This is a genomic window from Brevundimonas vesicularis (assembly GCF_027886425.1).
Taxonomy (GTDB): Bacteria; Pseudomonadota; Alphaproteobacteria; order Caulobacterales; family Caulobacteraceae; genus Brevundimonas; species Brevundimonas vesicularis_C.
In genome coordinates, this window is the sequence record NZ_CP115671.1 from 1,526,967 (window position 1) to 1,551,129 (window position 24,163).

At 65.0% G+C, this 24,163-nt stretch carries 34 protein-coding genes; 31 read left to right on the forward strand and 3 right to left on the reverse strand.

Annotated elements, in window-relative coordinates:
• Positions 1–70 precede the first annotated feature (70 nt).
• From fusA to PFY01_RS07635, 3 genes are all read left to right on the forward strand, one after another.
• Positions 71–2,149, forward strand: a complete 2,079-nt coding sequence (gene fusA / locus PFY01_RS07625) for an elongation factor G (protein WP_055754906.1) — start codon at positions 71–73, stop codon at positions 2,147–2,149.
• 109 nt (positions 2,150–2,258) lie between these two features.
• Positions 2,259–3,449, forward strand: coding sequence for an elongation factor Tu (gene tuf / locus PFY01_RS07630; protein ID WP_055753383.1), 1,191 nt, complete (start codon positions 2,259–2,261; stop codon positions 3,447–3,449).
• Between the two features lie 181 nt (positions 3,450–3,630).
• Entirely contained in the window at positions 3,631–5,226 is a 1,596-nt protein-coding gene (locus PFY01_RS07635; RefSeq protein ID WP_271040863.1) for a carboxylesterase/lipase family protein, read from the forward strand.
• Here PFY01_RS07635 and PFY01_RS07640 read toward each other — a convergent pair.
• Entirely contained in the window at positions 5,223–6,290 is a 1,068-nt protein-coding gene (locus PFY01_RS07640; RefSeq protein WP_271040864.1) for a L,D-transpeptidase family protein, read from the reverse strand. The genes PFY01_RS07635 and PFY01_RS07640 overlap by 4 nt on opposite strands.
• A 38-nt stretch (positions 6,291–6,328) precedes the next feature.
• Entirely contained in the window at positions 6,329–6,490 is a 162-nt protein-coding gene (locus PFY01_RS07645; RefSeq protein WP_165117191.1) for a hypothetical protein, read from the reverse strand.
• Positions 6,491–6,633: 143 nt separating this feature from the next.
• On the opposite strand from PFY01_RS07645, the gene PFY01_RS07650 reads away from it, so the two are divergent.
• The 3 genes from PFY01_RS07650 (at position 6,634) to PFY01_RS07660 (ending at position 9,711) form a co-directional block, all read left to right on the forward strand.
• Positions 6,634–7,800 carry a GNAT family N-acetyltransferase gene (locus PFY01_RS07650; RefSeq protein WP_271040865.1) on the forward strand — a complete coding sequence of 389 codons (1,167 nt, stop codon included), beginning with the start codon at positions 6,634–6,636 and terminating at the stop codon, positions 7,798–7,800.
• Positions 7,801–7,810: 10 nt separating this feature from the next.
• A complete protein-coding gene (locus PFY01_RS07655; RefSeq protein WP_271040866.1) occupies positions 7,811–8,725 on the forward strand; it encodes a transcriptional regulator in 915 nt (304 codons plus the stop codon).
• A gap of 98 nt (positions 8,726–8,823) precedes the next feature.
• Positions 8,824–9,711, forward strand: a complete 888-nt coding sequence (locus tag PFY01_RS07660; RefSeq protein WP_271040867.1) for a GIN domain-containing protein — start codon at positions 8,824–8,826, stop codon at positions 9,709–9,711.
• A gap of 117 nt (positions 9,712–9,828) precedes the next feature.
• Here the strand turns inward: PFY01_RS07660 and PFY01_RS07665 are convergent, their stop codons facing one another.
• Positions 9,829–10,584, reverse strand: coding sequence for a porin (locus PFY01_RS07665; protein WP_271040868.1), 756 nt, complete (start codon positions 10,582–10,584; stop codon positions 9,829–9,831).
• Positions 10,585–11,173: 589 nt separating this feature from the next.
• Here PFY01_RS07665 and rpsJ point away from each other — a divergent pair.
• The 25 genes from rpsJ (at position 11,174) to rpsM (ending at position 24,157) form a co-directional block, all read left to right on the forward strand.
• Positions 11,174–11,479: a 30S ribosomal protein S10 gene (gene rpsJ / locus PFY01_RS07670; protein WP_003164367.1), complete on the forward strand. Its 306-nt coding sequence runs from the start codon at positions 11,174–11,176 to the stop codon at positions 11,477–11,479.
• A 21-nt stretch (positions 11,480–11,500) separates the two neighbouring features.
• A complete protein-coding gene (gene rplC / locus PFY01_RS07675; protein WP_055753390.1) occupies positions 11,501–12,250 on the forward strand; it encodes a 50S ribosomal protein L3 in 750 nt (249 codons plus the stop codon).
• Positions 12,250–12,888: a 50S ribosomal protein L4 gene (gene rplD, locus PFY01_RS07680; RefSeq protein WP_017506058.1), complete on the forward strand. Its 639-nt coding sequence runs from the start codon at positions 12,250–12,252 to the stop codon at positions 12,886–12,888. The genes rplC and rplD overlap by 1 nt, the downstream gene beginning before the upstream one ends.
• Positions 12,888–13,190, forward strand: coding sequence for a 50S ribosomal protein L23 (locus tag PFY01_RS07685; protein ID WP_008260292.1), 303 nt, complete (start codon positions 12,888–12,890; stop codon positions 13,188–13,190). Before rplD ends, PFY01_RS07685 begins: the two co-directional genes overlap by 1 nt.
• Before the next feature lie 4 nt (positions 13,191–13,194).
• Positions 13,195–14,031, forward strand: coding sequence for a 50S ribosomal protein L2 (rplB, locus tag PFY01_RS07690; RefSeq protein ID WP_055753391.1), 837 nt, complete (start codon positions 13,195–13,197; stop codon positions 14,029–14,031).
• Between the two features lie 2 nt (positions 14,032–14,033).
• On the forward strand, positions 14,034–14,312 hold the full coding sequence (gene rpsS / locus PFY01_RS07695) for a 30S ribosomal protein S19 (protein ID WP_017506055.1): 279 nt from the start codon (positions 14,034–14,036) through the stop codon (positions 14,310–14,312).
• A gap of 3 nt (positions 14,313–14,315) precedes the next feature.
• Positions 14,316–14,696 carry a 50S ribosomal protein L22 gene (gene rplV, locus PFY01_RS07700; RefSeq protein WP_017506054.1) on the forward strand — a complete coding sequence of 127 codons (381 nt, stop codon included), beginning with the start codon at positions 14,316–14,318 and terminating at the stop codon, positions 14,694–14,696.
• The gene (gene rpsC, locus PFY01_RS07705; protein WP_017506053.1) at positions 14,696–15,451 is read left to right on the forward strand and encodes a 30S ribosomal protein S3; all 756 of its coding nucleotides are present in this window, start codon (positions 14,696–14,698) and stop codon (positions 15,449–15,451) included. Before rplV ends, rpsC begins: the two co-directional genes overlap by 1 nt.
• Before the next feature lie 3 nt (positions 15,452–15,454).
• Positions 15,455–15,895 carry a 50S ribosomal protein L16 gene (gene rplP, locus PFY01_RS07710; protein ID WP_017506052.1) on the forward strand — a complete coding sequence of 147 codons (441 nt, stop codon included), beginning with the start codon at positions 15,455–15,457 and terminating at the stop codon, positions 15,893–15,895.
• Complete coding sequence (rpmC, locus tag PFY01_RS07715) at positions 15,895–16,092, forward strand: 50S ribosomal protein L29 (protein ID WP_008263673.1); 198 nt, start codon at positions 15,895–15,897, stop codon at positions 16,090–16,092. The genes rplP and rpmC overlap by 1 nt, the downstream gene beginning before the upstream one ends.
• Positions 16,093–16,102: 10 nt before the next feature.
• Positions 16,103–16,345: a 30S ribosomal protein S17 gene (rpsQ, locus tag PFY01_RS07720; RefSeq protein ID WP_017506051.1), complete on the forward strand. Its 243-nt coding sequence runs from the start codon at positions 16,103–16,105 to the stop codon at positions 16,343–16,345.
• A gap of 18 nt (positions 16,346–16,363) precedes the next feature.
• On the forward strand, positions 16,364–16,732 hold the full coding sequence (gene rplN / locus PFY01_RS07725) for a 50S ribosomal protein L14 (RefSeq protein ID WP_003164378.1): 369 nt from the start codon (positions 16,364–16,366) through the stop codon (positions 16,730–16,732).
• A 1-nt stretch (position 16,733) separates the two neighbouring features.
• The gene (gene rplX, locus PFY01_RS07730) at positions 16,734–17,042 is read left to right on the forward strand and encodes a 50S ribosomal protein L24 (RefSeq protein ID WP_039248554.1); all 309 of its coding nucleotides are present in this window, start codon (positions 16,734–16,736) and stop codon (positions 17,040–17,042) included.
• The gene (gene rplE / locus PFY01_RS07735; protein ID WP_017506049.1) at positions 17,042–17,602 is read left to right on the forward strand and encodes a 50S ribosomal protein L5; all 561 of its coding nucleotides are present in this window, start codon (positions 17,042–17,044) and stop codon (positions 17,600–17,602) included. Before rplX ends, rplE begins: the two co-directional genes overlap by 1 nt.
• 19 nt (positions 17,603–17,621) lie before the next feature.
• Positions 17,622–17,927, forward strand: coding sequence for a 30S ribosomal protein S14 (gene rpsN, locus PFY01_RS07740; RefSeq protein WP_055753393.1), 306 nt, complete (start codon positions 17,622–17,624; stop codon positions 17,925–17,927).
• A gap of 15 nt (positions 17,928–17,942) precedes the next feature.
• Positions 17,943–18,341: a 30S ribosomal protein S8 gene (gene rpsH, locus PFY01_RS07745; protein WP_008262310.1), complete on the forward strand. Its 399-nt coding sequence runs from the start codon at positions 17,943–17,945 to the stop codon at positions 18,339–18,341.
• Position 18,342: 1 nt separating this feature from the next.
• Entirely contained in the window at positions 18,343–18,876 is a 534-nt protein-coding gene (rplF, locus tag PFY01_RS07750; RefSeq protein ID WP_055753394.1) for a 50S ribosomal protein L6, read from the forward strand.
• A 3-nt stretch (positions 18,877–18,879) separates the two neighbouring features.
• Positions 18,880–19,236: a 50S ribosomal protein L18 gene (rplR, locus tag PFY01_RS07755; RefSeq protein ID WP_008259637.1), complete on the forward strand. Its 357-nt coding sequence runs from the start codon at positions 18,880–18,882 to the stop codon at positions 19,234–19,236.
• 12 nt (positions 19,237–19,248) lie between these two features.
• A complete protein-coding gene (gene rpsE / locus PFY01_RS07760; RefSeq protein ID WP_055753395.1) occupies positions 19,249–19,857 on the forward strand; it encodes a 30S ribosomal protein S5 in 609 nt (202 codons plus the stop codon).
• Positions 19,858–19,860: 3 nt separating this feature from the next.
• Complete coding sequence (gene rpmD / locus PFY01_RS07765; protein ID WP_271040869.1) at positions 19,861–20,049, forward strand: 50S ribosomal protein L30; 189 nt, start codon at positions 19,861–19,863, stop codon at positions 20,047–20,049.
• A gap of 142 nt (positions 20,050–20,191) precedes the next feature.
• Entirely contained in the window at positions 20,192–20,785 is a 594-nt protein-coding gene (gene rplO / locus PFY01_RS07770; protein WP_055804617.1) for a 50S ribosomal protein L15, read from the forward strand.
• Positions 20,786–20,913: 128 nt separating this feature from the next.
• The gene (gene secY, locus PFY01_RS07775) at positions 20,914–22,293 is read left to right on the forward strand and encodes a preprotein translocase subunit SecY (RefSeq protein ID WP_017506043.1); all 1,380 of its coding nucleotides are present in this window, start codon (positions 20,914–20,916) and stop codon (positions 22,291–22,293) included.
• Between the two features lie 37 nt (positions 22,294–22,330).
• Positions 22,331–22,891: an adenylate kinase gene (locus PFY01_RS07780; RefSeq protein WP_017506042.1), complete on the forward strand. Its 561-nt coding sequence runs from the start codon at positions 22,331–22,333 to the stop codon at positions 22,889–22,891.
• 27 nt (positions 22,892–22,918) lie between these two features.
• Entirely contained in the window at positions 22,919–23,650 is a 732-nt protein-coding gene (locus PFY01_RS07785) for an energy transducer TonB (RefSeq protein WP_271040870.1), read from the forward strand.
• A gap of 138 nt (positions 23,651–23,788) precedes the next feature.
• On the forward strand, positions 23,789–24,157 hold the full coding sequence (rpsM, locus tag PFY01_RS07790) for a 30S ribosomal protein S13 (RefSeq protein WP_026108555.1): 369 nt from the start codon (positions 23,789–23,791) through the stop codon (positions 24,155–24,157).
• Positions 24,158–24,163: the final 6 nt, after the last annotated feature.

Sequence of the window (24,163 nt, forward strand, 5' to 3'; positions counted from 1 at the left end):
CGCTTATCCGAACACCGACATCCTTCCGAGGGCGCACCTGAGCGTCCTGAAATTTTCAAGGCACGCTTTCATGGCCCGCACTCACAAGCTCGAGGACTACCGCAACTTCGGCATCATGGCCCACATCGACGCGGGCAAGACGACGACGACTGAGCGGATCCTGTATTACACCGGTAAATCCCACAAGATCGGCGAAGTCCACGACGGCGCTGCGACCATGGACTGGATGGACCAGGAGCAGGAGCGCGGCATCACCATCACGTCCGCCGCGACGACCGCCTTCTGGCAGGGCAAGCGCCTGAACATCATTGACACCCCCGGCCACGTGGACTTCACCATTGAGGTCGAACGTTCGCTGCGCGTCCTCGACGGCGCCGTGACCGTGCTGGACGGCAACGCCGGCGTCGAGCCGCAGACGGAAACCGTCTGGCGCCAGGCCGACAAGTACAAGGTGCCGCGCATCGTCTACGTCAACAAGATGGACAAGATCGGCGCCGACTTCGACGCCTCGGTCGAGTCGATCCGCGACCGTCTGGGCGCCAAGGCCGTGCCGATCCAGTTCCCGATCGGCGCTGAGTCCTCGCTGTCGGGTCTGGTCGACCTGGTCCGCATGACCGGCGTGGTCTGGGATAACGACGGCCTGGGCGCCTCCTACAAGGACGTGCCGATCCCCGACGACCTGATGGACAAGGCGATCGCCGCGCGTCAGTACCTGATCGACAACGCCGTCGAGCTGGACGACGAGGCGATGGAAGCCTACCTCGAGGGCAACGAGCCCGACGAAGCCACCATCAAGAAGTGCATCCGTAAGGCCGTTCTGACCGGCGCCTTCTATCCGATCCTGTGCGGCTCGGCCTTCAAGAACAAGGGCGTGCAGACGCTGCTGGACGCCGTCGTCGACTACCTGCCGTCGCCGCTGGACATCCCACCGACGCCTGGCATCGACTTCAAGACCGAAGAGCCCGTCGTGCGTAAGGCTTCAGACGAAGAGCCCCTGTCGGTCTTGGCCTTCAAGATCATGGACGACCCCTTCGTCGGCTCGCTGACCTTCTGCCGCCTGTACTCGGGCAAGATGGAAACCGGTCAGTCGCTGCTGAACTCCAGCCGCGACAAGAAAGAGCGCGTCGGCCGGATGCTGCAGATGCACTCCAACAACCGCGAAGACGTCAAGGAAGCCTACGCCGGCGACATCGTCGCCCTGGCCGGCCTGAAGGAAACCCGCACGGGCGACACCCTGTGTGACCCGATCAAGTCGCCTGTCATCCTGGAGAAGATGGAGTTCCCGGCGCCGGTTATCGAAATCTCGGTCGAGCCCAAGACCAAGGGCGACCAGGAGAAGCTGGGCGTCGCCCTGGCCAAGCTGGCCTCGGAAGATCCCTCCTTCACCGTCTCGACCGACCACGAGTCGGGCCAGACGATCCTGAAGGGCATGGGCGAGCTGCACCTGGACATCAAGATCGACATCTTGAAGCGCACCTACAAGGTCGAGGCCAACATCGGCGCGCCGCAGGTCGCCTATCGTGAATCGCTGGGCCGCAAGGTCGACATCGATTACACGCACAAGAAGCAGACCGGCGGTACGGGCCAATTCGCCCGCGTCATGATCACCTTCGAACCCGGCGAGCCGGGCTCGGGCTTCGTGTTCGAGAACTCGATCGTCGGCGGCGCGGTGCCGAAGGAATACATCCCCGGCGTCGAAAAGGGCCTGAACTCGGCCAAGGACAACGGCCTGCTGGCCGGCTTCCCGCTGATCGACTTCAAGGCGACCCTGACGGACGGCAAGTACCACGACGTCGACTCCAGCGTGCTGGCGTTCGAAATCGCGTCGCGCGCCGCCTTCCGCGAACTGAAGGAGAAGGGTTCGCCCAAGCTGCTCGAGCCGATCATGGCGGTGGAAGTCGTGACCCCCGAGGAATACCTCGGCTCGGTCATCGGCGACCTGAACGGCCGTCGCGGCATGATCCAGGGTCAGGACATGCGCGGCAACGCCACCGTCGTGAACGCCTTCGTGCCGCTGGCCAACATGTTCGGCTATGTGAACACGCTGCGCGGCATGTCGCAGGGCCGCGCTCAGTTCACCATGCAATACGACCACTACGAGCCGGTGCCGCAACACGTCGCCGACGAAGTAATCAAGAAGTACGCCTAAGCTTTCCCTTTTCGGAAAGCCCGCCTATATGCGCCCGGACCGTAAGGACCGGGCGTCCTTAACCCCCAAACTGCAGGAACCCCGGTTCGGGGACCTTAGGAGCTAGAAAATGGCCAAGGAAAAGTTCGAACGGACGAAGCCGCACTGCAACATCGGCACGATTGGTCACGTTGACCACGGCAAGACGACGTTGACGGCTGCGATCACGATGACGCTGGCGAAGGCCGGCGGCGCGAAGGCGATGAACTACGCCGACATCGACGCTGCGCCGGAAGAGAAGGCGCGCGGCATCACGATCAACACCGCGCACGTGGAATATGAGACGGCCAACCGTCACTACGCCCACGTCGACTGCCCCGGCCACGCCGACTATGTGAAGAACATGATCACCGGCGCCGCGCAGATGGACGGCGCGATCCTGGTGGTGTCGGCTGCTGACGGCCCGATGCCGCAGACCCGCGAGCACATCCTGCTGGCCCGTCAGGTCGGCGTGCCGGCCCTGGTGGTCTTCATGAACAAGGTCGACCTGGTCGACGACGAAGAGCTGCTCGAGCTGGTCGAGATGGAAGTGCGCGAGCTGCTCTCGTCGTATCAGTTCCCCGGCGACGACATTCCGATCACCAAGGGTTCGGCCAAGGCCGCGACCGACGGCGTGAACCCGGAAATCGGCGAACAGCGCGTTCTGGCCCTGATGGAAACCGTCGACGCCTACATCCCGCAGCCGGAGCGTCCGGTCGACCTGCCGTTCCTGATGCCGGTCGAAGACGTGTTCTCGATCTCGGGCCGCGGCACCGTGGTCACGGGCCGCGTCGAGAAGGGCATCGTCAAGGTCGGTGAGGAAGTCGAGATCGTCGGCATCCGTCCGGTCCAGAAGACGACCTGCACGGGCGTGGAAATGTTCCGCAAGCTGCTGGACCAAGGTCAAGCGGGCGATAACGTCGGCGTGCTGCTGCGCGGCACCAAGCGTGAAGACGTCGAGCGCGGCCAAGTGCTGTGCAAGCCGGGCTCCATCACCCCGCACACCAAGTTCCTGGCCGAAGCCTACATCCTGACCAAGGAAGAAGGCGGTCGTCACACCCCGTTCTTCACGAACTATCGCCCGCAGTTCTACTTCCGCACGACGGACGTGACCGGCATCGTTCACCTGAAGGAAGGCGTCGAGATGATCATGCCGGGCGACAACGCCGAGCTGAACGTCGAGCTGATCACCCCGATCGCGATGGACCAGGGCCTGCGCTTCGCCATCCGTGAAGGCGGCCGCACCGTCGGCGCCGGCGTCGTGGCCAAGATCGTCGAGTAAGAAGACCCGGCCTCAAGTCGCGCGCCTCCGCGAGGCGCGCATAGGCCGAGAGACAGAGTAGCGTAACAGAACGGCCTCCAGAGCAATCTGGAGGCCGTTTTGCTGTGGGGGAACTCTAGGCGCCCGCAACGGGCCTGCCGTTTGGGCGTTAGGATGGTCTGCCCAAAAGCCAAGGTTCACGATGCGTCTGATCTCGTTGCTTGCGTGCCTTGTCGCCCTGTCGGCCTGCGCCACCCATCCCGGCAATGTCGATCAGGTCCGGTTCGCCAAGGACGCCGAGCCGGTGTTGGCGACGACGGAAGCCGGGACGGTGCGCGGCGTCGATGGGGCGGGGACGCGAGCGTTCCTCGGCGTTCCGTTCGCGGCGCCGCCGGTCGGCGAACGGCGCTGGCGCTCGCCGCAGCCGGTCGCGGCATGGCAGGGCGTTCGGGATGCGACGCGGATCGGTGCGGACTGCACCCAGGCGATCGGGCGACGCTCGATCCTGGGCGGCGGCGGCGGGATCGTCGTCGGGTCCGAGGACTGTCTGTATCTGAACATCTATGCGCCGGGCGGAGAGGCGGCCGAGGCGCGGCCGGTGATGGTCTATATCCCGGGCGGCGCCTTCACCGTGGGAGCGGGCGCCAACTACGATCCCTCGAAACTGGCGCGCGAGCAGGGTCGGGTGGTCGTGACGATGAATTATCGGCTCGGCGCGCTGGGCTGGCTGGCGCATCCGGGGTTTCAGGCGACCGGCGAAGGCTTCGGCGGCAACTTCGGCCTGATGGATCAGCAGGCGGCGCTGAAGTGGGTGCATCGAAACATTGCAGCCTTCGGCGGCGACCCGGGCGACGTCACCCTGTTCGCCGAGAGCGCCGGGGCCTGGACGGCCTGTTACCTGATGGCGTCGCCACAATCGGAAGGGCTGTATCAGCGGGTCATCATGCAGAGCGGCGGATGTCTTGAGCCGTCGTCCCTTGTCCGGGCGCTGGACGCGGCCCAATCGGGGCCGATGTTGGCCGAAAGGGTGGGCTGCACCGGCGAGGATCAGATCGCGTGTCTGAAAGCGCTTCCGGCCTGGCGGCTGTCGCGGGCGGCGTCATTGAGGCCGGGGATCAACGGGCCGGGATCGTGGGGACCGGTGCACACGGACGGCATTGTGCCGGAGAACCCGGCCGTCGCGATCCGCGAGGGACGGTTCACGCGCGTGCCCGTCCTCGTCGGGACGAACCTGGATGAGGGGCGGCTGTTCGCCAACGAGGTGCAGGACATGGATCGCTATCAGAAGGAGACGATCTGGATGTATGGCGACCAGGGCGAGCGAGTGTTGGCGCGCTATCCGGTGGGTGAGGACGGGCCCGCCTATGCCATTGCGACCAACTTCACCGATCAAAGGTTCGCCTGTCCGTCACAGGCCTTGCGACGCCTTTTGGCCCAGCATGTGCCGGTGTGGGGCTATGAGTTCGCCGATCGCGAGGCGCCGTTCGTCTTGCCCGACTGGGTCGTCGGTCTGAACCTGGGCGCCTATCACGCCAGCGAACTGGCCTATGTGTTCGGCACGCGCTGGGTGTTTGCTGATCCCAAGCAGTTCACGCCGGAGCAAAAGGCGCTGTCTGAGCGGATGCAAAGGCTGTGGGCGACGTTCGGACGTTCGGCCTTCGCCGCCGAATGGCCCCGCGTCGAGGGTGCGGGGCCGGTGCGCGTGTTCACGCCGCAGGGCGATGTGATGGACGACGGCTTTTTCGAACGCCACCACTGCGACTTCTGGGACGGGACGCCGTTCGGCGCCGTCCACTAGATAAAGCGGACGGTGACGCCCGGCTTGACCTTGTCGGCCAGCATCCAGGCGTCCCAGTTGGTCAGGCGCACACAGCCGTGCGAGGCCGTCTTGCCGACCAGATGAGGGTCCGGCGTGCCGTGGATGCCGTAGCTGGGCTTGTTCAGATCGATCCAGACGACGCCCACCGGATTGTTCGGGCCGGGTTTGACGACGACCTTCTTCTTGCCGTCGCCATAGCTGAGTTTCGACGGGTCGTAGGTGTAGTCCGGGTTCCGCGCCACGCCATTGACCTTGACCGTGCCGGTCGGAGTGGGGTTGTCGCCGCTGCCGATGGTGGCCGGGAAGTAGGCGATCAGCTTGCCGTCGGCGTCGAACGCCTTGACCGAACCTTCCCTCTTGTCGACGTCGATGTGGTCCACGTCGGCGGGCAGGGGCGCGGTGTTGACGGCGGGGACAAGCAGGCCTTGGCCCACGCGGTTGAAGTCGGCGCCGGGGTTCATGGCGCGCAGCAAGGCCTCGGTGACGTGGAAGCGTTCGGCCAAGGCCTCGACGATATTTGCGTAGCCCATGTGGGCCGCCTGACCCTGAGCTTCCAGCTCCGTGGGAACGACGCCGAGGTAGGGTCCGGCGATGTCCTGCTGGGTGATGGTGTAGGTGGTGGTCACCGCGCCCGGTCCGGCGGCGGCGCGCAGTCGGCCCATCACGTCGGCGTTCAACTCGCCATTCACCGTCATGCCGTTGGCTTCCTGAAACGCCGAGATCGCCTGGCGCATGTTCGACCCCGCCAGGCCGTCGATCGCGCCGGGCGAGAAGCGAGCGCGCTCCAGAAGAACCTGGGCGCGGATCAGGGCGGGCTGCGGCGGCTGGTGGGCGGCATTTGCGGCGGCGGGCTGACCCTCTTGTGCGGCCGGCGGCGGCGCATAGGCGGTGTTTTCGATGGCGTCTCGAGAGAGCGGGCCGGTTTGGCCCACTTGCGCGGCCTCGGCCGTCTGCGCCGCTGGGGCGGCGGTGTTCTCTTCCTTCGGCGAGCAGGCGCCCAGAGAGAGAACAGCGAGTGCGGCGAGGTAGGAAGGACGGTTCATAAGAGACTTTCGAGACGGTGAGTGCAGTCGGTCGGTGTTCAGTTGGGTTCGCCGGTCGCGGGGTCGGTTTCGGTCTCGCCGGAGTTGGACGAGTCCTTCGAACCCTTGGGCTCGGTCGCCGGGCGCGGCGGCTGGCCGTCGGCGTCCGGCCGCAGGTTCTCGTTCTCGACGGCTTTGCTGTCAGGGCGTTGATCGGTCATGGTCTTCTCCTTGGGTCACTCAAACGCGCCAGGGCGACCGCGGCTCCGTCAACGCGCGTTCACCATGCCGGTGAACCCTGATGAAACGCGCGTGGGGCAGGGTGCAGTCTGGAATGCACCTTGCTGCGCAGGGGCCTGAGAGGATGCGTATGGCCGGAATGCTGCAGGTCGAGATCATGGACGCGGCGGCGATGGACGCCGCCGCCGTCGCCCTGTGGCGTGCTTGGACGGCTGGCAATCCTGATCTGGCCAGCCCCTATTTCCGCTGGGACTATGCCGAGATCGCCTCGCGGGTCTGCCCCGGCGCGGCGATTGCCGTGTTCCGGCGAGATGACGAGATCGTCGGCTTCTTCCCGCATCAGCGACGCGGGGGAGCGGTGCAGCCGCTGGGCGCGCCTATGAACGACTATCATGGCGTCATCGCCCCGGCGGGCCAGACGATCACGCTGGAGGATGTGGCGCGGCTGTTGAACGCCAAGCGGCTGAACGTGCCCGGCTGGATCGGCGCAGGCGAAACCGGCCAGGCGCGTGAGACGGTGCAGGTGGCCATGCCCGAGGCGGGCTATGACGACTGGTACGCCGAGCGTCGCAAGACCTTCGGCAAATACTTTAAGGACAAGGAGCGGGCGCGCCGCAGCCTGGAGGCCGAACTGGGGCCGATCCGGGTGGAGCGGGGTCTTAGAGATCCGGCGCTGCTGGATCATCTGATCGCGCTGAAGGCGGCGCAGTATCGGCGCTCGGGCCTGCATGACATCTTCGCCTGCGGCTGGACGCGGGATCTGCTGCACGCTCTGATGAGCGAGGCGCGAGAAGGCTTCGGCGCCTCGATGGCGGCCATGCATGCGGGCGACAAGCTGGTGGCGACCGAGTTCTCGCTGCATGCCGGGCGGCATTACCATTTCTGGTTCCCGGCCTATGAGCCGACGCTGGCGCGCTGTTCGCCGGGCATCCTGCTGAGCATGGACACAATGCGGCTGGCGGCGGCCGAGGGCTTCCGGGTGTTCGACTTCGGCTTCGAGGGCGAGACCTACAAGAAATACTTCGTCAACGCCCGCCAAACGGTGCGCGAAGCCGTGGTGATGCAGCCCGGCGTGACCCAGGCGCTGGGCGACATCACGGTGGCGGCGTTGAACAGGGCGGGCGGGCGCGGCGAGGCGGTGCGGGCGTCCCTGCGTCGGCGCTGGGCCACGATCGAAGCCTGCGAGGCGACGCCGGTCGGGCGGCTGAGGGGGGCGGCGGTGGCCGCACGGTCGGCTGTCCAGAAGGCGGCCGCCAAGAAGAAGACGCCAGCGCGCGTCGCCCACGTTTGAGGATATCGGCATGACCCAACGTCGCACACGCTATCCGGGCCCGATCGCTGAGGCCAAGACCCACCCCCACACCCTGATCGAGCAAGGGTTCGCCGAGGACGCGGCGCTGGCCGCCGTGCTGGATCGCTATCCGGCCGAGCTGTTCGACATCAACCTGTATGACTATGACGACGAGGGGCAGGTGTCCTTGCGCACCGGCGCGCGCGGGCGCCTGTCGGGCGAGGAGCTGCTGGAGGCGATCAAACAGGGTCGGCTGTGGGTCAATCTGCGCGGGGTCGAGACCGGCTGGCCCGAGCTGTGGGCGGCCGCCATGAAGGACTTCGCCGCAATCCAGGCGACCTATCCGGGAATGCGGGCGGTGCGAAACGCGGGGCAGTTGATCCTGTCGTCGCCCAAGGCGCGCGTGCCCTATCATTTCGACGCGGCGGGCGTGGTGTTGTTTCACCTGCGTGGGCGCAAGCGGCTGTTCGTCTATCCCGGCGACGAGGGGCATCTGCCCGAGCGGAATATGGAACAGGTGGTCGCGCGTCAGACGACCGAGGAACTGCCTTACACGCTGGCGTTCGAACAGGACGCGCAGGTCATGGATCTGGAGCCGGGCCGCGCCCTGACTTGGCCGCTCTATGCGCCGCACCGGGTGGAGAACCTGGACCGCTTCTGCGTCAGCCTGTCGATGGATTTCCAGACCTGGCCGTCCCGTTTCCGCAACGGGGCGCTGTTCACCAATGCGGTGATCCGCAGCCGGGGCGGGCGGCCGCGCTTCACCGACGGCATGACCACGCCGGAGCTGGCGGCGCGCTGGGCCGCGTCGCTGGCGCTGAAGAAGGCGGGCGCGATGAAGAGCAAGATCGCCAACTTCGAGCGCGACTTCGAGCCGGAGATCGGCGCGGCTGACGGCGCGGGCGCTCTGAACGCGACGTCATAAGCTCGGGGCGTTAATTCGAGTTCATGACCTCGAGTTAAAATGACTTGGGCGCGGGCGGCGCGCACCTTCTCCTCACATTCGGGAAGGGAACACCGCTCATGAAAACCGCACTGATCGCCGCCGCCGCCGTCGCCACCCTGACCGGGTTTGTCGCGGCGCCCGCTTCGGCCGCCGAGGTCGAGATCCGCAACGCCGTCGCCCGTGTGGTGGTCATCGTCGAGGATCGTCAGGATATCGGGGTCGAGGTCACGCAAGGCCAGACACGCTTGCCGGCCATTCAGGTTCGCCGCGACGGCAATGACGTCAAGATCGACGGCGGCCTGCGCCGCAACGGCATGTGGGGCGGCAACAGCGCCGTTCGCGGCTGCAACTCCGGCCGCAGCGATACGGGCCAGCCGGGGCAGGGCGCGACCGTCGAGGTGCGTGACCTGGGCCGCATCCGCCTGGAAGACGCGCCTTTGATCGTCGTGCGCACGCCGCGCGCGGTGGATGTCAGCGCCAGCGGCGCGGTCTTCGGCTCGGTCGGACGCGGCGCGCGATCGGTCGAGTTGGACAACGGCGGCTGCGGCAACTGGAACGTGGCCAATGTGGACGGCGATCTGGAACTGGGCCTCGGGGGCTCGGGCGCGATCCGCGCCGGCACGTCTCGATCGCTGAACGCCAGCGTCGGCGGGTCTGGCTCCATCTCGGCCGGAGCAACCGGAGCCCTGAAGGCGGCCGTCGGTGGATCGGGCAATGTCGAGGTGGCCAGCGCCGGCGGACGCAGTGAACTTTCCATCGGCGGCTCGGGCGGTGTGAACGTGCGGCAGGGCCGAATGGACAAGCTGTCGGTCGCCATCGGCGGCTCGGGCGATGTTCGCTACGGCGGCGCAACGCGCGACCTTGACGTGGCGATCGCCGGATCGGGCAGCGTCCGAGTCGCCTCAGCCACGGGATCGGTTTCTCGCTCCGTCGTCGGATCGGGAACCCTGCAGATCGGGCAGTAAGACCCGAGCGACGAGAAGGTCCTCGGTCGTGGAACCCCGGGGGCCTTTTCCGGCCAAACAAAAAGCCCCGGCGGATCGCTCCGCCGGGGCTCTTCGCATGGATCAGGTCCGAGACGCTTAGAAGACGTTCAGGACGCTGGAGATGGCCGAGACGCCCAGGTTGGCGCCGGCGCGGTCACGCGCTTGCAGACCGCCACCGAACGAATAGCGCAGGCCGACCGACCAGGTGTCGACGTCCAGCGAATCGATGTCAGCGCGGGTGTAGGCGGCGCCCAGCGAGAACGGGGTGTTCTCGAACTCGTATTCGGCGCCCACGCCGTAGGTCCAGGCGTCGGTGTCGCCGCCCGAGAAGTCGACGTTGTTGTAGGCGACGCCGGCGTTCAGGCGCAGGTTCGGCATGACGTAGAAGGCGGCGTCGGCGCCGACGGTCCAGATGTCGGCGTCCACGTTGTCAGCGGTCGTGTAGGCGACTTGGCCGGTCAGGGTGGCGTTCGACAGATACTTCTGCGCTTCAGCGCCCACGGTCCAGATCGGCTCGTTGCCGCTGCCGATGCCGTTGGCGGCGACGAAGGCGCCGGCGCGCACGTCGGAGGACCACATCTTGGTCAGGTGAGCGGCGGCGGCGCCGGTGACGTCTTCTTCGCCAAAGGCCTTGGTGTAGTCGATCGCGCCGTTCAGGGTCACGGTCCAGTCGTGGGCCGGCAGGGCGACCGAGCCGTCAACGGTCCAGACGTCGGCGTCGACGTCGTCGCCGGCGACTTCGATCGACGGGTTGGAATAGGTCACGCCGACCGAACCGATGGCGTCTTGGGCGAAGGCCGGGGCGGCGAACAGGGCGGCGGCGGCGGCCGTGGCGAGGAGGATCGTCTTCATTTTTATTTTGTCCTTAGCAGTCTGCACCCGGATGGGGGTCCGGGGAGGGGCGCTGCTATCAGCCCAAGACGAAGCGGAGCAATAAACCGACGTTCGATTGGCTTGGAATGGCAAGGTTGTTGCGCAACAGCCACGCGTTGCGGCCAGAATGTGTCACGACTTGGCGATCTGTGGGGCAAGTCGTTAATCGCGCACAGCAGTCGCACTCCTGCACTATAAAGAGGCGTCCAACGCCGTAGACGTCACCAACGAATGCCTGGTCACGCTGTGCTGAGCCCTTGGCGAAGACCGCGTCGAAATCCTGTCTCAGCCCGGGTTTGCGCGCTTGACGAAATCAGAATCGATAGGCATAAGCCACCACTCTTGTTGGACCGGCTGTGCAGTTCGCTGCAAACGCGGTTCGCAAGAACGACCTAAGTCACTGTTCTTTGCAGCTTCTTGGGATATCAACGGCCTTCGCGGGCAACTGCGTGGGCCGATCGTTTTTGCGGATTTGCGTTCCCTGAGGGCTTTTTGCCCGAAGGCCTTCGGTCTTTGAAATGGTTCACAGGGACGCGGTCCTCCGACCGCATTGGAAGTAAGCACCGATATGGATCAAAGCATCCGCATCAGGCTCAAGGCCTTTGATCACCGCGTCCTCGATTTTTCGACGCGCGAGATCGTTAATACCGCCAAGCGCACCGGCGCGACCGTTCGCGGTCCGATTCCGCTGCCGACCCTGATCGAGAAGTTCACCGTGAACCGCTCTCCGCACGTCGATAAGAAGTCGCGTGAGCAGTTTGAAATCCGCACGCACAAACGCGTGCTCGACATCGTCGACCCCACCCCGCAGACCGTGGACGCGCTCATGAAGCTCGACCTGTCCGCCGGCGTGGACGTCGAGATCAAGATTTAAAGTAGAAAGAGGCGGGATCCGATGCGCACGGGCGTGATCGCCAAGAAGCTGGGCATGACCCGCGTGTTCGCCGATGACGGCGCGCACGTACCGGTCACTGTGCTGCAGCTCGACGGCTGCCAAGTCGTCGGCCAACGTACCCAGGAGCGTGACGGCTACGTCGCTCTCCAGCTGGGCGCTGGCACGAAGAAGGCTAAGAACACCAACAAGGCTCAACGCGAGACCTTCGCCAAGGCGGAAGTCGAACCGAAAGCCTATGTGACCGAGTTCCGCGTCGATGCGGACGGTCTGCTGGACGTGGGCGCCGAACTGTCGGCCGAACACTTCCTGGTGGGCCAGAAGGTCGACATCCAGGGCGAGACCATCGGTAAGGGTTTCGCCGGCGCCATGAAGCGCTGGAACTTCGGCGGCCTTCGCGCCACCCACGGCGTTTCGGTCTCGCACCGTTCGCACGGTTCGACGGGTAACCGTCAGGACCCGGGTCGGACGTTCCCCGGCAAGAAGATGGCCGGCCACTACGGCACCGAAACCGTCACCACCCAGAACCTGACCGTCGTCCGCGTGGACGCCGAGCGTGGCCTGATCCTGATCAAGGGCGCTGTTCCCGGTCACGACGGCAGCTACGTCAAGGTTCGCGACGCCATCAAGAAGGCTCGCCCGGCCGACGCTCCGTTCCCCGGCGCGCTGAAGTCGAGCAAGTCTGCTGCTCAACCCGCCTCGACCCCGGCTGAAGAAGCCCCCGTCGAAGCGACCGAAGGCGGTGAAGCGTAATGAAACTCTCTGTCATCCAACTCGACGGCAAGGCTGCTGGCGACGTGGAACTGTCGGACGCCGTCTTCGGCATTTCCGACATCCGCGGCGACATCCTGGCCCGCACCGTCAACTGGCAACTGGCCAAGCGCCGCGCCGGTACGCATAAGGTTCAGACCCGCAACGAGAACTCTCGTACGGGTAAGAAGATGTACAAGCAGAAGGGCACCGGCGGCGCTCGTCACGGTTCGCGCCGTGCACCGCAGTTCGTCGGCGGTTCGCGCGCCTTCGGCCCGATCGTTCGCGATCACGGCTTCTCGCTGCCGAAGAAGATCCGCGCGCTGGCTCTGCGTCATGCCCTGTCCTCCAAGGCCAAGTCGGGCGACCTGATCGTGGTCGACACCGTCTCGGTCAAGGAAGCCAAGACCGCTTCGCTGCGCGAAACGCTCGGCAAACTGGGCTGGACCAAGGCGCTCATCATCGCGGGTCCCGAAGTCGACACGAACTTCGGCCTGGCCGCACGCAACATCCCGCACATCGACGTGCTGCCGAACGCCGGCCTGAACGTCTATGACATCCTGCGGGCTGACAAGCTGGTGCTGACGAAGGCCGCCATCGAGGCCATCGAAGCCCGCTTCAGCGATAAGGAAGCCGCGTAATGGCCGCTCAACCTACCGCCAAGCACTACGACACCATCCTGGCCCCGGTGATCACCGAAAAGGCCACGATCCTGTCCGAGCAGAACAAGGTCGTCTTCCGCGTCGCCGACACGGCGACCAAGGACGAGATCGCCGCTGCGGTCGAAAGCCTGTTCAAAGTCAACGTCCTGAAGGTCAACACCCTGGTTCAAAAGGGCAAGACCAAGCGCTTCCGGGGTATCCTGGGTCGCCGGGTCGACATCAAAAAAGCGATCGTGACGCTGGCTGACGGCCAGTCGATCGACGTCACCACGGGGCTCTGATCAGATGGCCTTGAAACATTACAATCCGACCTCGCCGGGCCGTCGCGCCCTCGTGCTGGTTGACCGTTCGGAACTCCACAAGGGCCGTCCGGAAAAGTCGCTGACCGAAGGCCTGACCAAGTCGGGCGGGCGCGGGCAGGGCGGTCGCATCGCGGTCCGCTTCCGCGGCGGCGGCGCCAAGACCCTGTACCGCAAGATCGACTTCAAGCGTCGTAAGTGGGACATGGTCGGCACGGTCGAGCGTCTGGAATACGATCCGAACCGCACGGCCTTCATCGCGCTCGTGACCTACGAGGACGGCGAGAAGACCTACATCATCGCGCCGCAACGCCTTAAGGCGGGCGACACGATCGTCGCGGGCGAAAAGACCGACGTGAAGCCGGGCAACGCCATGCCGCTCCGTTCGATGCCGGTGGGTACGATCATCCACAACATCGAAATGAAGCCGGGCAAGGGCGCCCAGCTGGCCCGTTCGGCCGGCGCCTACGCCCAGCTGGTCGGTCGCGATCAGGGCTACGCCCAGATCCGTCTCGGCTCGGGCGAACTGCGTATGGTCCTGGACGGCTGCATCGCCACGGTGGGCGCGGTTTCGAACCCCGACCACATGAACCAGAACCTGGGCAAGGCCGGTCGTAAGCGTCACATGGGCTGGCGTCCGCACGTTCGCGGCGTCGCCATGAACCCGATCGACCACCCGCATGGTGGTGGTGAAGGCCGGACCTCTGGTGGTCGTACTCCCGTCACGCCGTGGGGTAAGGACACCAAGGGCACTCGTACCCGCAAGAACAAGGCTACGGACAAGTACATCATCCGTACCCGCCACGTTAAGAAGGCTCGCTAAGAATGGCCCGCTCCTCCTGGAAAGGCCCGTTTGTCGACGGGTATCTGCTCAAGAAGGCCGACGCCGTTCAATCGTCGGGCCGCAAGGACGTGATCAAGACCTGGTCGCGCCGCTCCACCATCCTGCCGCAGTTCGTCGGTCTGACGTTCGGCGTCCATAACGGTCAGAAGCACGTGCCCGTGTCGGTCTCGGAAGAGATGGTCGGCATGAAGCTCGGCGAGTTCGCCCCGACCCGGAACTTCCCGGGTCACGCGGCGGACAAGAAGGCCAAAAGGAAGTAACCGATGGCCCAGACAAAAAACGAGCGTCGGGTCGCCCCGACCGAGGCCCGCGCCAAGCTGGTCAACGTGCGTATCAGCCCGCAAAAGCTGAACCTGGTCGCCGCTTCGATCCGCGGCATGCCGGTCCAGAAGGCGCTGAACGAGCTGGAATTCAGCCGTAAGCGCATCGCTGGCGACGTCCGCAAGGTCCTGTATTCGGCAATCTCGAACGCCGAGAACAACCACAACCTCGACATCGACAATCTGGTCGTCGCCGAGGCCTTCGTGGGTAAGAACCTGGTGATGAAGCGTTTCGCGAGCCGTGCTCGCGGTCGTTCGTCGCGCATCCTGAAACCGTTCAGCGAGATCACCATCGTGGTCCGTGAAGCCGGCGAGGCCGCCTGATGGGACAGAAAATCAATCCGGTCGGTCTGCGCCTCGGCGTGAACCGCACGTGGGACAGCCGCTGGTTCGCCGCCGGCGCCGACTATTCCCGCCTGCTGCACCAGGACCTGAAGTTGCGCGAGTGGCTGCGGGAACGCCTGGCCGCCGCCGGCGTGTCGCGCATCATTATCGAGCGCCCGCACAAGAAGTGCCGCATCACCATCTACGCCGCCCGTCCGGGCGTCGTGATCGGCAAGAAGGGCGCTGACATCGAGAAGCTCCGCAAGGACATCTCGGCGCGCACCGAGGGTGAAGTTCACCTGAACATCATCGAAGTCCGCAAGCCGGAAACCGATGCGCAGCTGATCGCCGAGAACATCGCGCAGCAGCTGGAGCGCCGCGTGGCCTTCCGTCGCGCCATGAAGCGTTCGATGCAGTCAGCCATGCGTCTGGGCGCCAAGGGCATTCGTATGAATGTCTCGGGTCGTCTGGGCGGCGCTGAAATCGCACGTATGGAATGGTACCGCGAAGGTCGCGTGCCGCTTCACACGCTGCGCGCCGACATCGACTATGGCTTCTACGAAGCCAAGACGACCTACGGCATCATCGGCGTGAAGGTCTGGGTCTTTAAGGGTGAAGTGCTGGAGCACGATCCCATGGCGCAGGACAAGCGTTGGGCCCAGGAAGCTTCGGGTCCGTCCTCGAACGAAGGCCGCGAACGCGGCGGCCCCCGTGGCGACCGCGGTCCGCGTCGCGACCGGGGACGTGAGAACTAAGTCATGTTGCAACCGAAGAAGACCAAATACCGCAAGGCCTTCAAGGGCCGGATCCATGGCTCGGCCAAGGGCGGTTTCTCGCTGAACTTCGGGTCGTATGGCCTGAAGACGCTGGAGCCGGAACGCATCACCGCGCGTCAGATCGAAGCGGCTCGCCGCGCGATCACTCGCCAGATGAAGCGTCAGGGCCGCGTCTGGATCCGCGTCTTCCCCGACCTGCCCGTCACGGGCAAGCCGGCCGAAGTCCGGATGGGTAAGGGCAAGGGCGCCGTGGACCACTGGGCCGCGCGTTGCCACCCGGGCCGTATCCTGTTTGAAATCGACGGCGTGCCGGACGATGTCGCCCGCGAAGCACTCCGTCTCGGCGCCGCCAAGCTGCCGGTCCGTACCAAGGTCGTGACCCGTATCGACGCCGGCGTCGCGCATGTGGAGGCTGCCGCCTAATGACCAAGATCGCCGATCTGCGGTCGCAAACGACCGACCAACTGTCCGACGAGCTGCTGAAGCTCAAGAAGGAACAGTTCAACCTGCGCTTCCAGGCGGCCACCGGCCAAATGGAAAAGACTCACCGCGTTGGTGAAGTCCGCAAAGACATCGCTCGCATCTCGACGCTTCTGCGCGAGAAGCGTGCGGCCTCGTAAGGAAACGAATATGCCCAAGCGAATTCTTGAAGGCGTGGTCGTGTCCGACAAGGGCGAGAAGACTGTCGTTGTGAAGGTGGAGCGCACCCTGCTTCACCCGCTTCTGAAGAAGACCGTCCGGTCGTCCAAGAAGTACCATGCGCACGACGAAGCCAACGCGCTCAAGGTCGGCGACATCGCTCGCATCGTCGAGTGCGCCCCCAAGTCCAAACTGAAGCGCTGGGAAGTCCTTTCCAACGCCTCCGCCTCGTAATCAGAAGGATCTGATCTTATGATCCAGATGCAAACTAACCTGGAAGTGGCCGATAATTCGGGCGCCCGCCGGGTCATGTGCATCAAGGTGTTGGGCGGCTCCAAGCGCCGCTACGCCTCGATCGGCGACACAATCGTCGCCTCCGTGAAGGAAGCCATCCCGCGCGGCCGTGTGAAGAAGGGCGACGTCGTTCGCGCCATCGTCGTGCGCACCGCCAAGGACATCCAACGCAAGGACGGCTCGGTCATCCGCTTTGACAAGTCGGCCGCCGTCATCGTCAACAAGCAGAACGAGCCTGTCGGCACGCGGATCTTCGGCCCGGTTCCTCGCGAACTGCGCGCCAAGAACCACATGAAGATCATCTCGCTGGCTCCGGAGGTCCTGTAACATGGCCGCCAAGATCAAGAAGGGCGACCGCGTCGTCGTCCTCACCGGCAAGGACAAGGGCCGCACGGGCAACGTGCTGAAGGTCCTGCCCACCGAAAACCGCGTCCTCGTCGAAGGCGTCAACATGGTTCAGCGCCACACGCGCCCGAGCCAGGCTGACCCGCAGGGCGGCATCAAGAACAAGGAAGCCTCGCTTCACCTGTCGAACGTCGCGATCGCCGACGCCAACGGCAAGGCGACCCGCGTCGGCTTCAAGATCGATGGGGACAAGAAGGTCCGCATCGCCAAGACGACGGGAGACGTCATCTGATGGCTACCGAAAAGTACACCCCGCGCCTCAAGGACGAGTATCACGCTCGCATCCGCCAGGTGATGAAAGAAAAGTTCGGCTACACGAACGAAATGCAGGTGCCCAAGCTGGACAAGATCGTCCTGAACATGGGCATCGGCGAAGCCGTCGCAGACTCCAAGAAGGCGAACACCGCCCTCAAGGATCTGACCGCCATCGCCGGTCAGAAGGCCGTCGCCACCAAGGCCCGTAACTCCATCGCCGGCTTCAAGCTGCGCGAAGGCATGGTCATCGGCGGCAAGGTCACCCTGCGCGGCGACCAGATGTACGAGTTCCTGGACCGGTTCATCACGATCGCGCTGCCGCGCGTGAAGGATTTCCGTGGTCTGAAGGGCACGTCCTTTGATGGTCGCGGCAACTACGCCACGGGTCTGAAGGAGCACATCGTGTTCCCGGAGATCAACTACGACCAGATCGATCAGATGTGGGGCATGGACATTGTCGTCTGCACCACGGCCAAGACCGATGAGGAAGCCAAGGCTCTCCTCACCGAGTTCAAGTTCCCGTTCGTGAAGAACTGAGCGGGAAGGGAAGAGCACAATGGCTAAGAAAAGCGCCGTAAACCGCAATGAAGCCGTCAAGGCCCTGGTTGCGAAGTATGCCGCGAAGCGGGCCGCCCTCAAGGCGACCGCCAACGACGAAAACCTGCCGCTGGAGGAGCGCTTCGACGCACGCCTGAAGCTGGCCGAACTGCCGCGCAACTCCGCGCCGAGCCGCATTCGCAACCGCTGCGAAGTGACGGGTCGTCCGCGGGCGTTCTACCGCAAGCTCAAGATGAGCCGGATTGCGCTGCGTGAACTGGGCAACCTGGGCCAGATTCCCGGCCTGACAAAGTCCAGCTGGTAAGGGGAGCGAACAGACATGATGATCAACGATCCCCTGAGCGACATGATCGCTCGCATCAAGAACGCGGCGACCCGCAAGCGTTCCAAGGTGCTGACCCCGGCTTCCCGTCTGCGCCAGCGCGTCCTCGACGTGCTGCAGGACGAAGGCTACATCCGCGGCTACAACCTGGTTCAGAACCCGGGTGAGTTTCCGCAGTTCGAGATCGAGCTGAAGTACTTCGACGGTCAGCCCGTCATCGCCGAGATCGCGCGCGTGTCCAAGCCGGGCCGCCGCGTCTATTCGGCGATCGGCGATCTGAAGCCCGTCAAGAACGGCCTCGGCATCTCGATCCTCTCGACTTCGAAGGGCGTCATGTCCGACGCTTCCGCCCGCGACGCTAACGTCGGCGGCGAAGTCCTCTGCAGGGTCTACTGATATGTCCCGTATTGGCAAGAAAACCATCGCCGTGCCGAAGGGCGTGACTGTCACGCTCGACGGCCAGAACGTCACCGTCAAGGGACCCAAGGGCGAGAGCGCTTGGACCGTCGCCGACGAGATCGAAGTCAAGCAGGAAGGCGATGAACTGTCGCTGACGCCGCGTTCGGACACGCCTCGCGCTCGCGCGATGTGGGGTCTGTCGCGCACCCTGGTCGACAACATGGTCGTCGGCGTCACCACGGGCTTCGAAAAGTCGCTGGAGCTGGTCGGCGTGGGTTACCGCGCCGCGATGAAGGGCGACGCCCTTTCGCTGCAACTCGGCTTCTCGCACGAAGTCGATATCGCTCCGCCGGCCGGCGTCAGCTTCGCTGTGCCGAAGCAGACCGAGATCAAGATCTCGGGCGCTGACAAACAAGCCGTCGGTCAGATCGCCTCGGTCATCCGCAAGCTGCGTCCGCCGGAGCCCTACAAGGGCAAGGGCGTCCGTTACGCGGGCGAGAAGGTCCGTCGCAAGGAAGGCAAGAAGAAGTAAGTCATGGCTCTTTCTCTTCGACAACAAGCCAAGCGTCGCTCGGAGCGCACGCGTCGCCGCCTGAAGGCTGTCGCCAACGGTCGTCTGCGTCTGTCGGTCTACCGTTCGGACAAGAACATCTCGGCCCAGATCATCGACGACGCCCAAGGCGTGACCGTCGTGGCTGCCTCGTCGCTGGAAGGCGGCAAGGGCAAGCGCGGCTCGGACACGGCTGCGGCCGCCGCGATCGGCAAGCTGATCGCCGAACGCGCCATCGAGAAGGGCGTCAAGGACGTCGTCTTCGACCGTGGCGAGTACATCTATCATGGACGGGTGAAGGCGCTGGCGGAAGCCGCGCGTGAAGCCGGCCTGAACTTCTAAGGGACGCGACAGATGGCGCAACAACCCCAACGCGGCGGCGGCGGCAACGATCGCAACCGTCGTGACAACCGCAACGGTCCCGCTGCTGATGGTCCGGATTCCGACATCGTCGAGAAGCTGGTGCACATCAACCGCGTCGCCGCCACCGTCAAAGGCGGCCGTCGCTTCAGCTTCGCAGCCCTGATGGTCGTCGGCGACGGCAAGGGTCGCGTCGGCTTCGGTCACGGCAAGGCGCGCGAAGTGCCGGAAGCCATCCGCAAGGCGACTGAAGAAGCCAAGAAGACGATGATCCGCGTTCCGCTGCGCGAGAACCGCACGCTGCACCACGACGGCAACGGCCGTTGGGGCGCCGGCAAGATCATGATGCGCGCCGCCCCTCCCGGGACCGGCGTCATCGCGGGCGGTCCGATGCGCGCCGTGCTCGAAACCCTCGGCGTCCAGGACGTCGTGGGCAAGTCGACCGGTTCGTCGAACCCCTACAACATGATCCGCGCGACGTTCGAAGCGCTGAAGGTCCAGTCCTCGCCCCGTCAAGTCGCGTCCAAGCGCGGCAAGAAGGTCGCGGATCTGATGGGCCGCCGCAACGACGGCGCCTCGGCGCCCGAAGCCGTGGAGTCCTAAGTCATGGCTGAGAAGAAAACCCTCACCGTCAAGCAGACCGGTTCGCCGATCCGCCGCAAGAACGACCAGCGCGCCACCCTGGTGGGCCTGGGTCTGAACCGCCTGGGTCGTGAATCGACCCTGGAGGACACGCCTTCGGTTCGCGGGATGATCGCCAAGGTCGCCCACCTGACCGAGATCGTCGACAAGTAAGCCGTTTCGCCCTCTCCCGAACCCGGGGGAGGGCGTTTCTGCACTTGCGAATACCCAGAGGGTCGCCTATCAGCGGCCCTTCATTTTTTCCAAGCCGAGTCCGGACGATGTCCGGGCGCTAGCACCCGAAAGGATCAGGCACATGAAACTGAACGAAATCCGCGACAACGAAGGCGCCCACAAGAAGCGCATGCGCGTCGGCCGTGGCCCCGGTTCGGGCAAGGGCAAGACCGCTGGCCGTGGCGTCAAGGGTCAGAAGTCGCGTTCGGGCGTCGCCATCGGCGGCTTTGAAGGCGGCCAAATGCCGCTGTACATGCGTATGCCCAAGCGCGGCTTCAACAACGCCAATGCTCTGAAGCTGGCTGAAGTGAACCTGTGGCGCCTGCAAGACGCCGTCGACGCCGGCAAGCTGGACGCCAAGTCCGAACTGAAGGGCGACGCCCTGGTCGCCGCCGGCGTGATCCGTCGCGTCAAGGACGGCGTGCGTCTGCTGGGCACCGGCGAGCTGAAGCAAGCGCTGAACCTGGTCGTCTGGTCGGCCACTGCCGGCGCCAAGAAGGCCATCGAGGCCGCTGGCGGCTCGGTTGTCGAGCAACGCATCGAAGCCGAAGCCAAGGCCGCCGCGCGCGTCGAGAAGCGCAACGCCGCCAAGGGCAAGGCTCCGGCTCCCAAGGCGCCGCGCGGCGACGAGAACAAGATCTCGGCCCGCACCAAGCGCACCGCCGCCAAAGCCTAAGTCACGCGTCGTCGCGGCGATTAGGTCGTGACCTGATTACATCTGCGACGACGAAAGAACGGAAGCGGCCCTCGCATGAGGGCCGCTTTCCGCCTATCTGACGACTCAATCAGTCGTGGGGACGCATAATGGCTTCGGCCGCAGAACAACTCGCCGCCAATATGAATATGGGCTCGTTCGCGAAAGCGACCGAGCTGCATAAACGCCTGCTGTTCACGCTGGGCGCGCTTCTGGTCTATCGCATCGGCACCTATGTGCCGATCCCGGGCATCAACTCGCAGGCCTTCCTGCAGTTCTTCCAGAACCCGGACGGTCAGCGCGGCATCCTAGACATGTTCAACATGTTCTCGGGCGGCGCGGTCGAGCGTATGGCCATCTTCGCGCTGAATGTGATGCCCTATATCTCGGCCTCGATCATCGTGCAGCTGATGGGCACGGTGTATCCGCCCTGGGAGAAGCTGAAGAAGGAAGGCGGCGAAAGCGGCCGCAAGCAGCTGAACCAGTACACCCGTTATCTGACGGTGTTCCTGGCGCTGGCCCAGTCCTTCGGCATCGCGGCGGGCCTGAACAGCACGGCTGGCCTGGTCGACAACCCCGGAATCTTCTTCATCATCTCGACGGTCGTGACCCTGACCGGCGGCACCATGTTCCTGATGTGGCTGGGTGAGCAGGTGACCGCGCGCGGCGTCGGCAACGGCATCTCACTGATCATCTTCGCCGGTATCGTGGCGGTCCTGCCGTCCACCATCGCCCGCCTGCTGGGCTTGGCCCAACAAGGCCAGATGTCGGCCTTCGCCCTGCTGTTCATCGCCATTCTGGCCGTGGCCACCGTGGTCTTCATCGTCTTCATGGAACGCGCCCAGCGCCGTCTTCTGATCCAGTATCCGAAGCGCCAGGAAGGCAACCGCATGGCCGGCGGCGAGCGTTCGTTCCTGCCGCTGAAGGTCAACACCGCAGGCGTTATCCCGCCGATCTTCGCCTCGTCGCTGCTGATGCTGCCGACGACGGTTGCGACCATGACGGCTAACGCCGACCTGCCCAGCTGGATGAGCTGGCTGCCGCTGGTGACGGCGCAGCTGACGCACGGCCAGCCGCTGTTCATGGCGCTGTATGCCGCCCTGATCGTCTTCTTCTGCTTCTTCTACACCTCGATCACCTTCAATCCCGAGGACACGGCCGAGAACCTGCGTAAATACGGCGGCTTCCTGCCGGGCATCCGTCCGGGCAAGCGCACGGCGGAGTATCTGGACTATGTCCTGACCCGCCTGACCGTGATCGGCGCCGCCTACATCACCGCGGTCTGCCTGCTGCCCGAGTTCATCGTCAGCCAGTTCGGCAACAGCCTGTACTTTGGCGGAACGTCTATCTTGATCGTCGTCTCGGTCACCATGGACACTGTGGCCCAGATCCAGTCCCAACTGCTGGCGCATCAGTACGAAGGCCTGATCAAAAAGGCCAAGCTGCGTGGTCGTGGCGGTCGCGGCGCTCCCACGCCCGTTCGCCGCTAAGTCTTAGGTTGTCAGACGCCCAGGGGAGGGCTGAAGCATGAACTTGATCCTGTTCGGACCGCCGGCGGCGGGCAAGGGCACCCAGGCCAAGCGGCTGGTGGAAGAGAAGGGCATGGTCCAGCTCTCCACCGGCGACATGCTGCGCGCGGCCATCGCCTCGGGCTCGGAGCTGGGGCTCAAGGTCAAGGACGTGCTGGCGCGCGGCGATCTGGTCACCGACGAGATCGTCATCGCCCTGATCGAAGATCGCCTGACGGAGGCCGAGGCCGCCGGCGGCGCCATCTTTGACGGCTTTCCCCGCACCGTGGCCCAGGCCGAGGCGCTGGACGAGATGCTGGCCAAGCGCGGTGTTCAGATCGACGCCGTCGTCCGCCTGAAGGTTGACGACGCCGCCCTGACCGAACGGATCGCCAAGCGCTTCGCCGAACAGGGCCGTCCAGACGACAATCCCGAATCCTTCAAGGTCCGGCTCGAGGCCTATAACCGCAACACCGCGCCTCTGCTTCCCTACTATGAAGCCCAGGGTAAGTTGACCGAGGCCGACGGCATGGGGTCGATCGAGTCTGTCGCTAAGGCGATCGACGAGGCCCTGGCCTGATTTGCGTTTTCGGGCGTTGATCGCCTGATGACCGAATTAGACGACCCCAAACCTGAGAAGACCCGCCTGCGTCGCTGGCGCATGGCGGGCATATTCGTCGCCGTCGCGGCCGCAGAAATCGGCTTGTTCCTTTGGCTGGGACAGGTGAGGGGGCCGACGCCGCCGCCCGTGGTCGAGCCGACGCCGTTCGAGGTCGTGCTCTACGATCTGCCGCCGCCGATTTCCAACGAACCCCCGGCGCCCGAAACCGGCGGCGGCGCGCCCGCTGCACCATCCGTCATTCACACGCCGCCGCCTCCGCCCAAGGAACGCCCCCGCGAAGTTCCCGCGCCTCCCGTCAAGGCGCCGGCGCCCGCGCCCGTCGTCGGGGTCGCGCCGGCGCCATCGCCGCAACCCGGCTTCGGCCAGGGCGGGCAGGGGACAGGCAGCGGATCCGGCGTCGGCTCTGGATCCGGCCCGGGCAGCGGCTCGACCGGACCGCGTCTGGTCACAGGTCCCACCATCGGCCAGATCCGAGCCAACCACCCGCCGGGCGCCCGCAGCCGTTACGGCCGGGTCGAACTGTCCTGCGTCATTCGCTTGGACAGCCGGCTAAACGGTTGCCGCGTCGTTCAAGAGACGCCCCCCGGCTTGGGCTTCGGCGCGGCCGGCTTGCAGGTGTCGGGCTATTTCCGCTTCCAGCCGCCAACCGAAGACGGTCGGCCGGTGGAGGGCCAGAGGGTAACGGTCGGCGTCGATTTCGGCCGCCCGCCACGCTGAAGCGGTGCCGCGCGGGAGCGGATGTTGACGCCCGGTGAATCATCTGTATAAGGGCGCCTTCCCGCGAAGGGCGCCACGCTCCTGGTTTGTTAACCGGAGCGTTTGTTGCGTCTGACTAACGCGTATCTGGAGAATTTCGTGGCCCGTATTGCTGGCGTCAACATCCCGACCAACAAGCGCGTAGAGATCGCGCTTCAGTATATCCATGGCATCGGTCCCGCCGCCGCCAAGGACATCACCGAAAAGGTGGGCATCGAGCCCGCTCGCCGGGTGAACCAGCTGACGGACGCCGAAGTCCTGTCGATCCGCGAAACGATCGACAAGGATCACACCGTCGAGGGCGACCTGCGCCGCGAGACGTCGATGAACATCAAGCGTCTGATGGATCTGGCCTGCTACCGCGGCCTGCGTCACCGTAAGGGCCTGCCGGTCCGCGGTCAGCGCACTCACACGAACGCCCGCACCCGCAAGGGTCCCGCCAAGCCGATCGCCGGCAAGAAGAAGTAAGACAGA

Coding starts and splice junctions, on each gene's coding strand:
- rplF (WP_055753394.1), top strand. CDS start 18,343: ATGTCCCGTATTGGCAAGAAAACCATCGCCGTGCCGAAGGGCGTGACT.
- PFY01_RS07640 (WP_271040864.1), bottom strand. CDS start 6,290: ATGAACCGTCCTTCCTACCTCGCCGCACTCGCTGTTCTCTCTCTGGGC.
- rpsH (WP_008262310.1), top strand. CDS start 17,943: ATGATGATCAACGATCCCCTGAGCGACATGATCGCTCGCATCAAGAAC.
- PFY01_RS07650 (WP_271040865.1), top strand. CDS start 6,634: ATGCGTATGGCCGGAATGCTGCAGGTCGAGATCATGGACGCGGCGGCG.
- rplD (WP_017506058.1), top strand. CDS start 12,250: ATGAAACTCTCTGTCATCCAACTCGACGGCAAGGCTGCTGGCGACGTG.
- rpsQ (WP_017506051.1), top strand. CDS start 16,103: ATGCCCAAGCGAATTCTTGAAGGCGTGGTCGTGTCCGACAAGGGCGAG.
- rpsJ (WP_003164367.1), top strand. CDS start 11,174: ATGGATCAAAGCATCCGCATCAGGCTCAAGGCCTTTGATCACCGCGTC.
- rplC (WP_055753390.1), top strand. CDS start 11,501: ATGCGCACGGGCGTGATCGCCAAGAAGCTGGGCATGACCCGCGTGTTC.
- rpsE (WP_055753395.1), top strand. CDS start 19,249: ATGGCGCAACAACCCCAACGCGGCGGCGGCGGCAACGATCGCAACCGT.
- rplN (WP_003164378.1), top strand. CDS start 16,364: ATGATCCAGATGCAAACTAACCTGGAAGTGGCCGATAATTCGGGCGCC.
- rpsS (WP_017506055.1), top strand. CDS start 14,034: ATGGCCCGCTCCTCCTGGAAAGGCCCGTTTGTCGACGGGTATCTGCTC.
- PFY01_RS07635 (WP_271040863.1), top strand. CDS start 3,631: ATGCGTCTGATCTCGTTGCTTGCGTGCCTTGTCGCCCTGTCGGCCTGC.
- tuf (WP_055753383.1), top strand. CDS start 2,259: ATGGCCAAGGAAAAGTTCGAACGGACGAAGCCGCACTGCAACATCGGC.
- PFY01_RS07655 (WP_271040866.1), top strand. CDS start 7,811: ATGACCCAACGTCGCACACGCTATCCGGGCCCGATCGCTGAGGCCAAG.
- rplB (WP_055753391.1), top strand. CDS start 13,195: ATGGCCTTGAAACATTACAATCCGACCTCGCCGGGCCGTCGCGCCCTC.
- rplR (WP_008259637.1), top strand. CDS start 18,880: ATGGCTCTTTCTCTTCGACAACAAGCCAAGCGTCGCTCGGAGCGCACG.
- fusA (WP_055754906.1), top strand. CDS start 71: ATGGCCCGCACTCACAAGCTCGAGGACTACCGCAACTTCGGCATCATG.
- rpsN (WP_055753393.1), top strand. CDS start 17,622: ATGGCTAAGAAAAGCGCCGTAAACCGCAATGAAGCCGTCAAGGCCCTG.
- PFY01_RS07785 (WP_271040870.1), top strand. CDS start 22,919: ATGACCGAATTAGACGACCCCAAACCTGAGAAGACCCGCCTGCGTCGC.
- PFY01_RS07685 (WP_008260292.1), top strand. CDS start 12,888: ATGGCCGCTCAACCTACCGCCAAGCACTACGACACCATCCTGGCCCCG.
- rplE (WP_017506049.1), top strand. CDS start 17,042: ATGGCTACCGAAAAGTACACCCCGCGCCTCAAGGACGAGTATCACGCT.
- PFY01_RS07780 (WP_017506042.1), top strand. CDS start 22,331: ATGAACTTGATCCTGTTCGGACCGCCGGCGGCGGGCAAGGGCACCCAG.
- PFY01_RS07660 (WP_271040867.1), top strand. CDS start 8,824: ATGAAAACCGCACTGATCGCCGCCGCCGCCGTCGCCACCCTGACCGGG.
- rpsC (WP_017506053.1), top strand. CDS start 14,696: ATGGGACAGAAAATCAATCCGGTCGGTCTGCGCCTCGGCGTGAACCGC.
- rplV (WP_017506054.1), top strand. CDS start 14,316: ATGGCCCAGACAAAAAACGAGCGTCGGGTCGCCCCGACCGAGGCCCGC.
- rpmD (WP_271040869.1), top strand. CDS start 19,861: ATGGCTGAGAAGAAAACCCTCACCGTCAAGCAGACCGGTTCGCCGATC.
- PFY01_RS07665 (WP_271040868.1), bottom strand. CDS start 10,584: ATGAAGACGATCCTCCTCGCCACGGCCGCCGCCGCCGCCCTGTTCGCC.
- rplX (WP_039248554.1), top strand. CDS start 16,734: ATGGCCGCCAAGATCAAGAAGGGCGACCGCGTCGTCGTCCTCACCGGC.
- secY (WP_017506043.1), top strand. CDS start 20,914: ATGGCTTCGGCCGCAGAACAACTCGCCGCCAATATGAATATGGGCTCG.
- rplO (WP_055804617.1), top strand. CDS start 20,192: ATGAAACTGAACGAAATCCGCGACAACGAAGGCGCCCACAAGAAGCGC.
- rpmC (WP_008263673.1), top strand. CDS start 15,895: ATGACCAAGATCGCCGATCTGCGGTCGCAAACGACCGACCAACTGTCC.
- rplP (WP_017506052.1), top strand. CDS start 15,455: ATGTTGCAACCGAAGAAGACCAAATACCGCAAGGCCTTCAAGGGCCGG.
- PFY01_RS07645 (WP_165117191.1), bottom strand. CDS start 6,490: ATGACCGATCAACGCCCTGACAGCAAAGCCGTCGAGAACGAGAACCTG.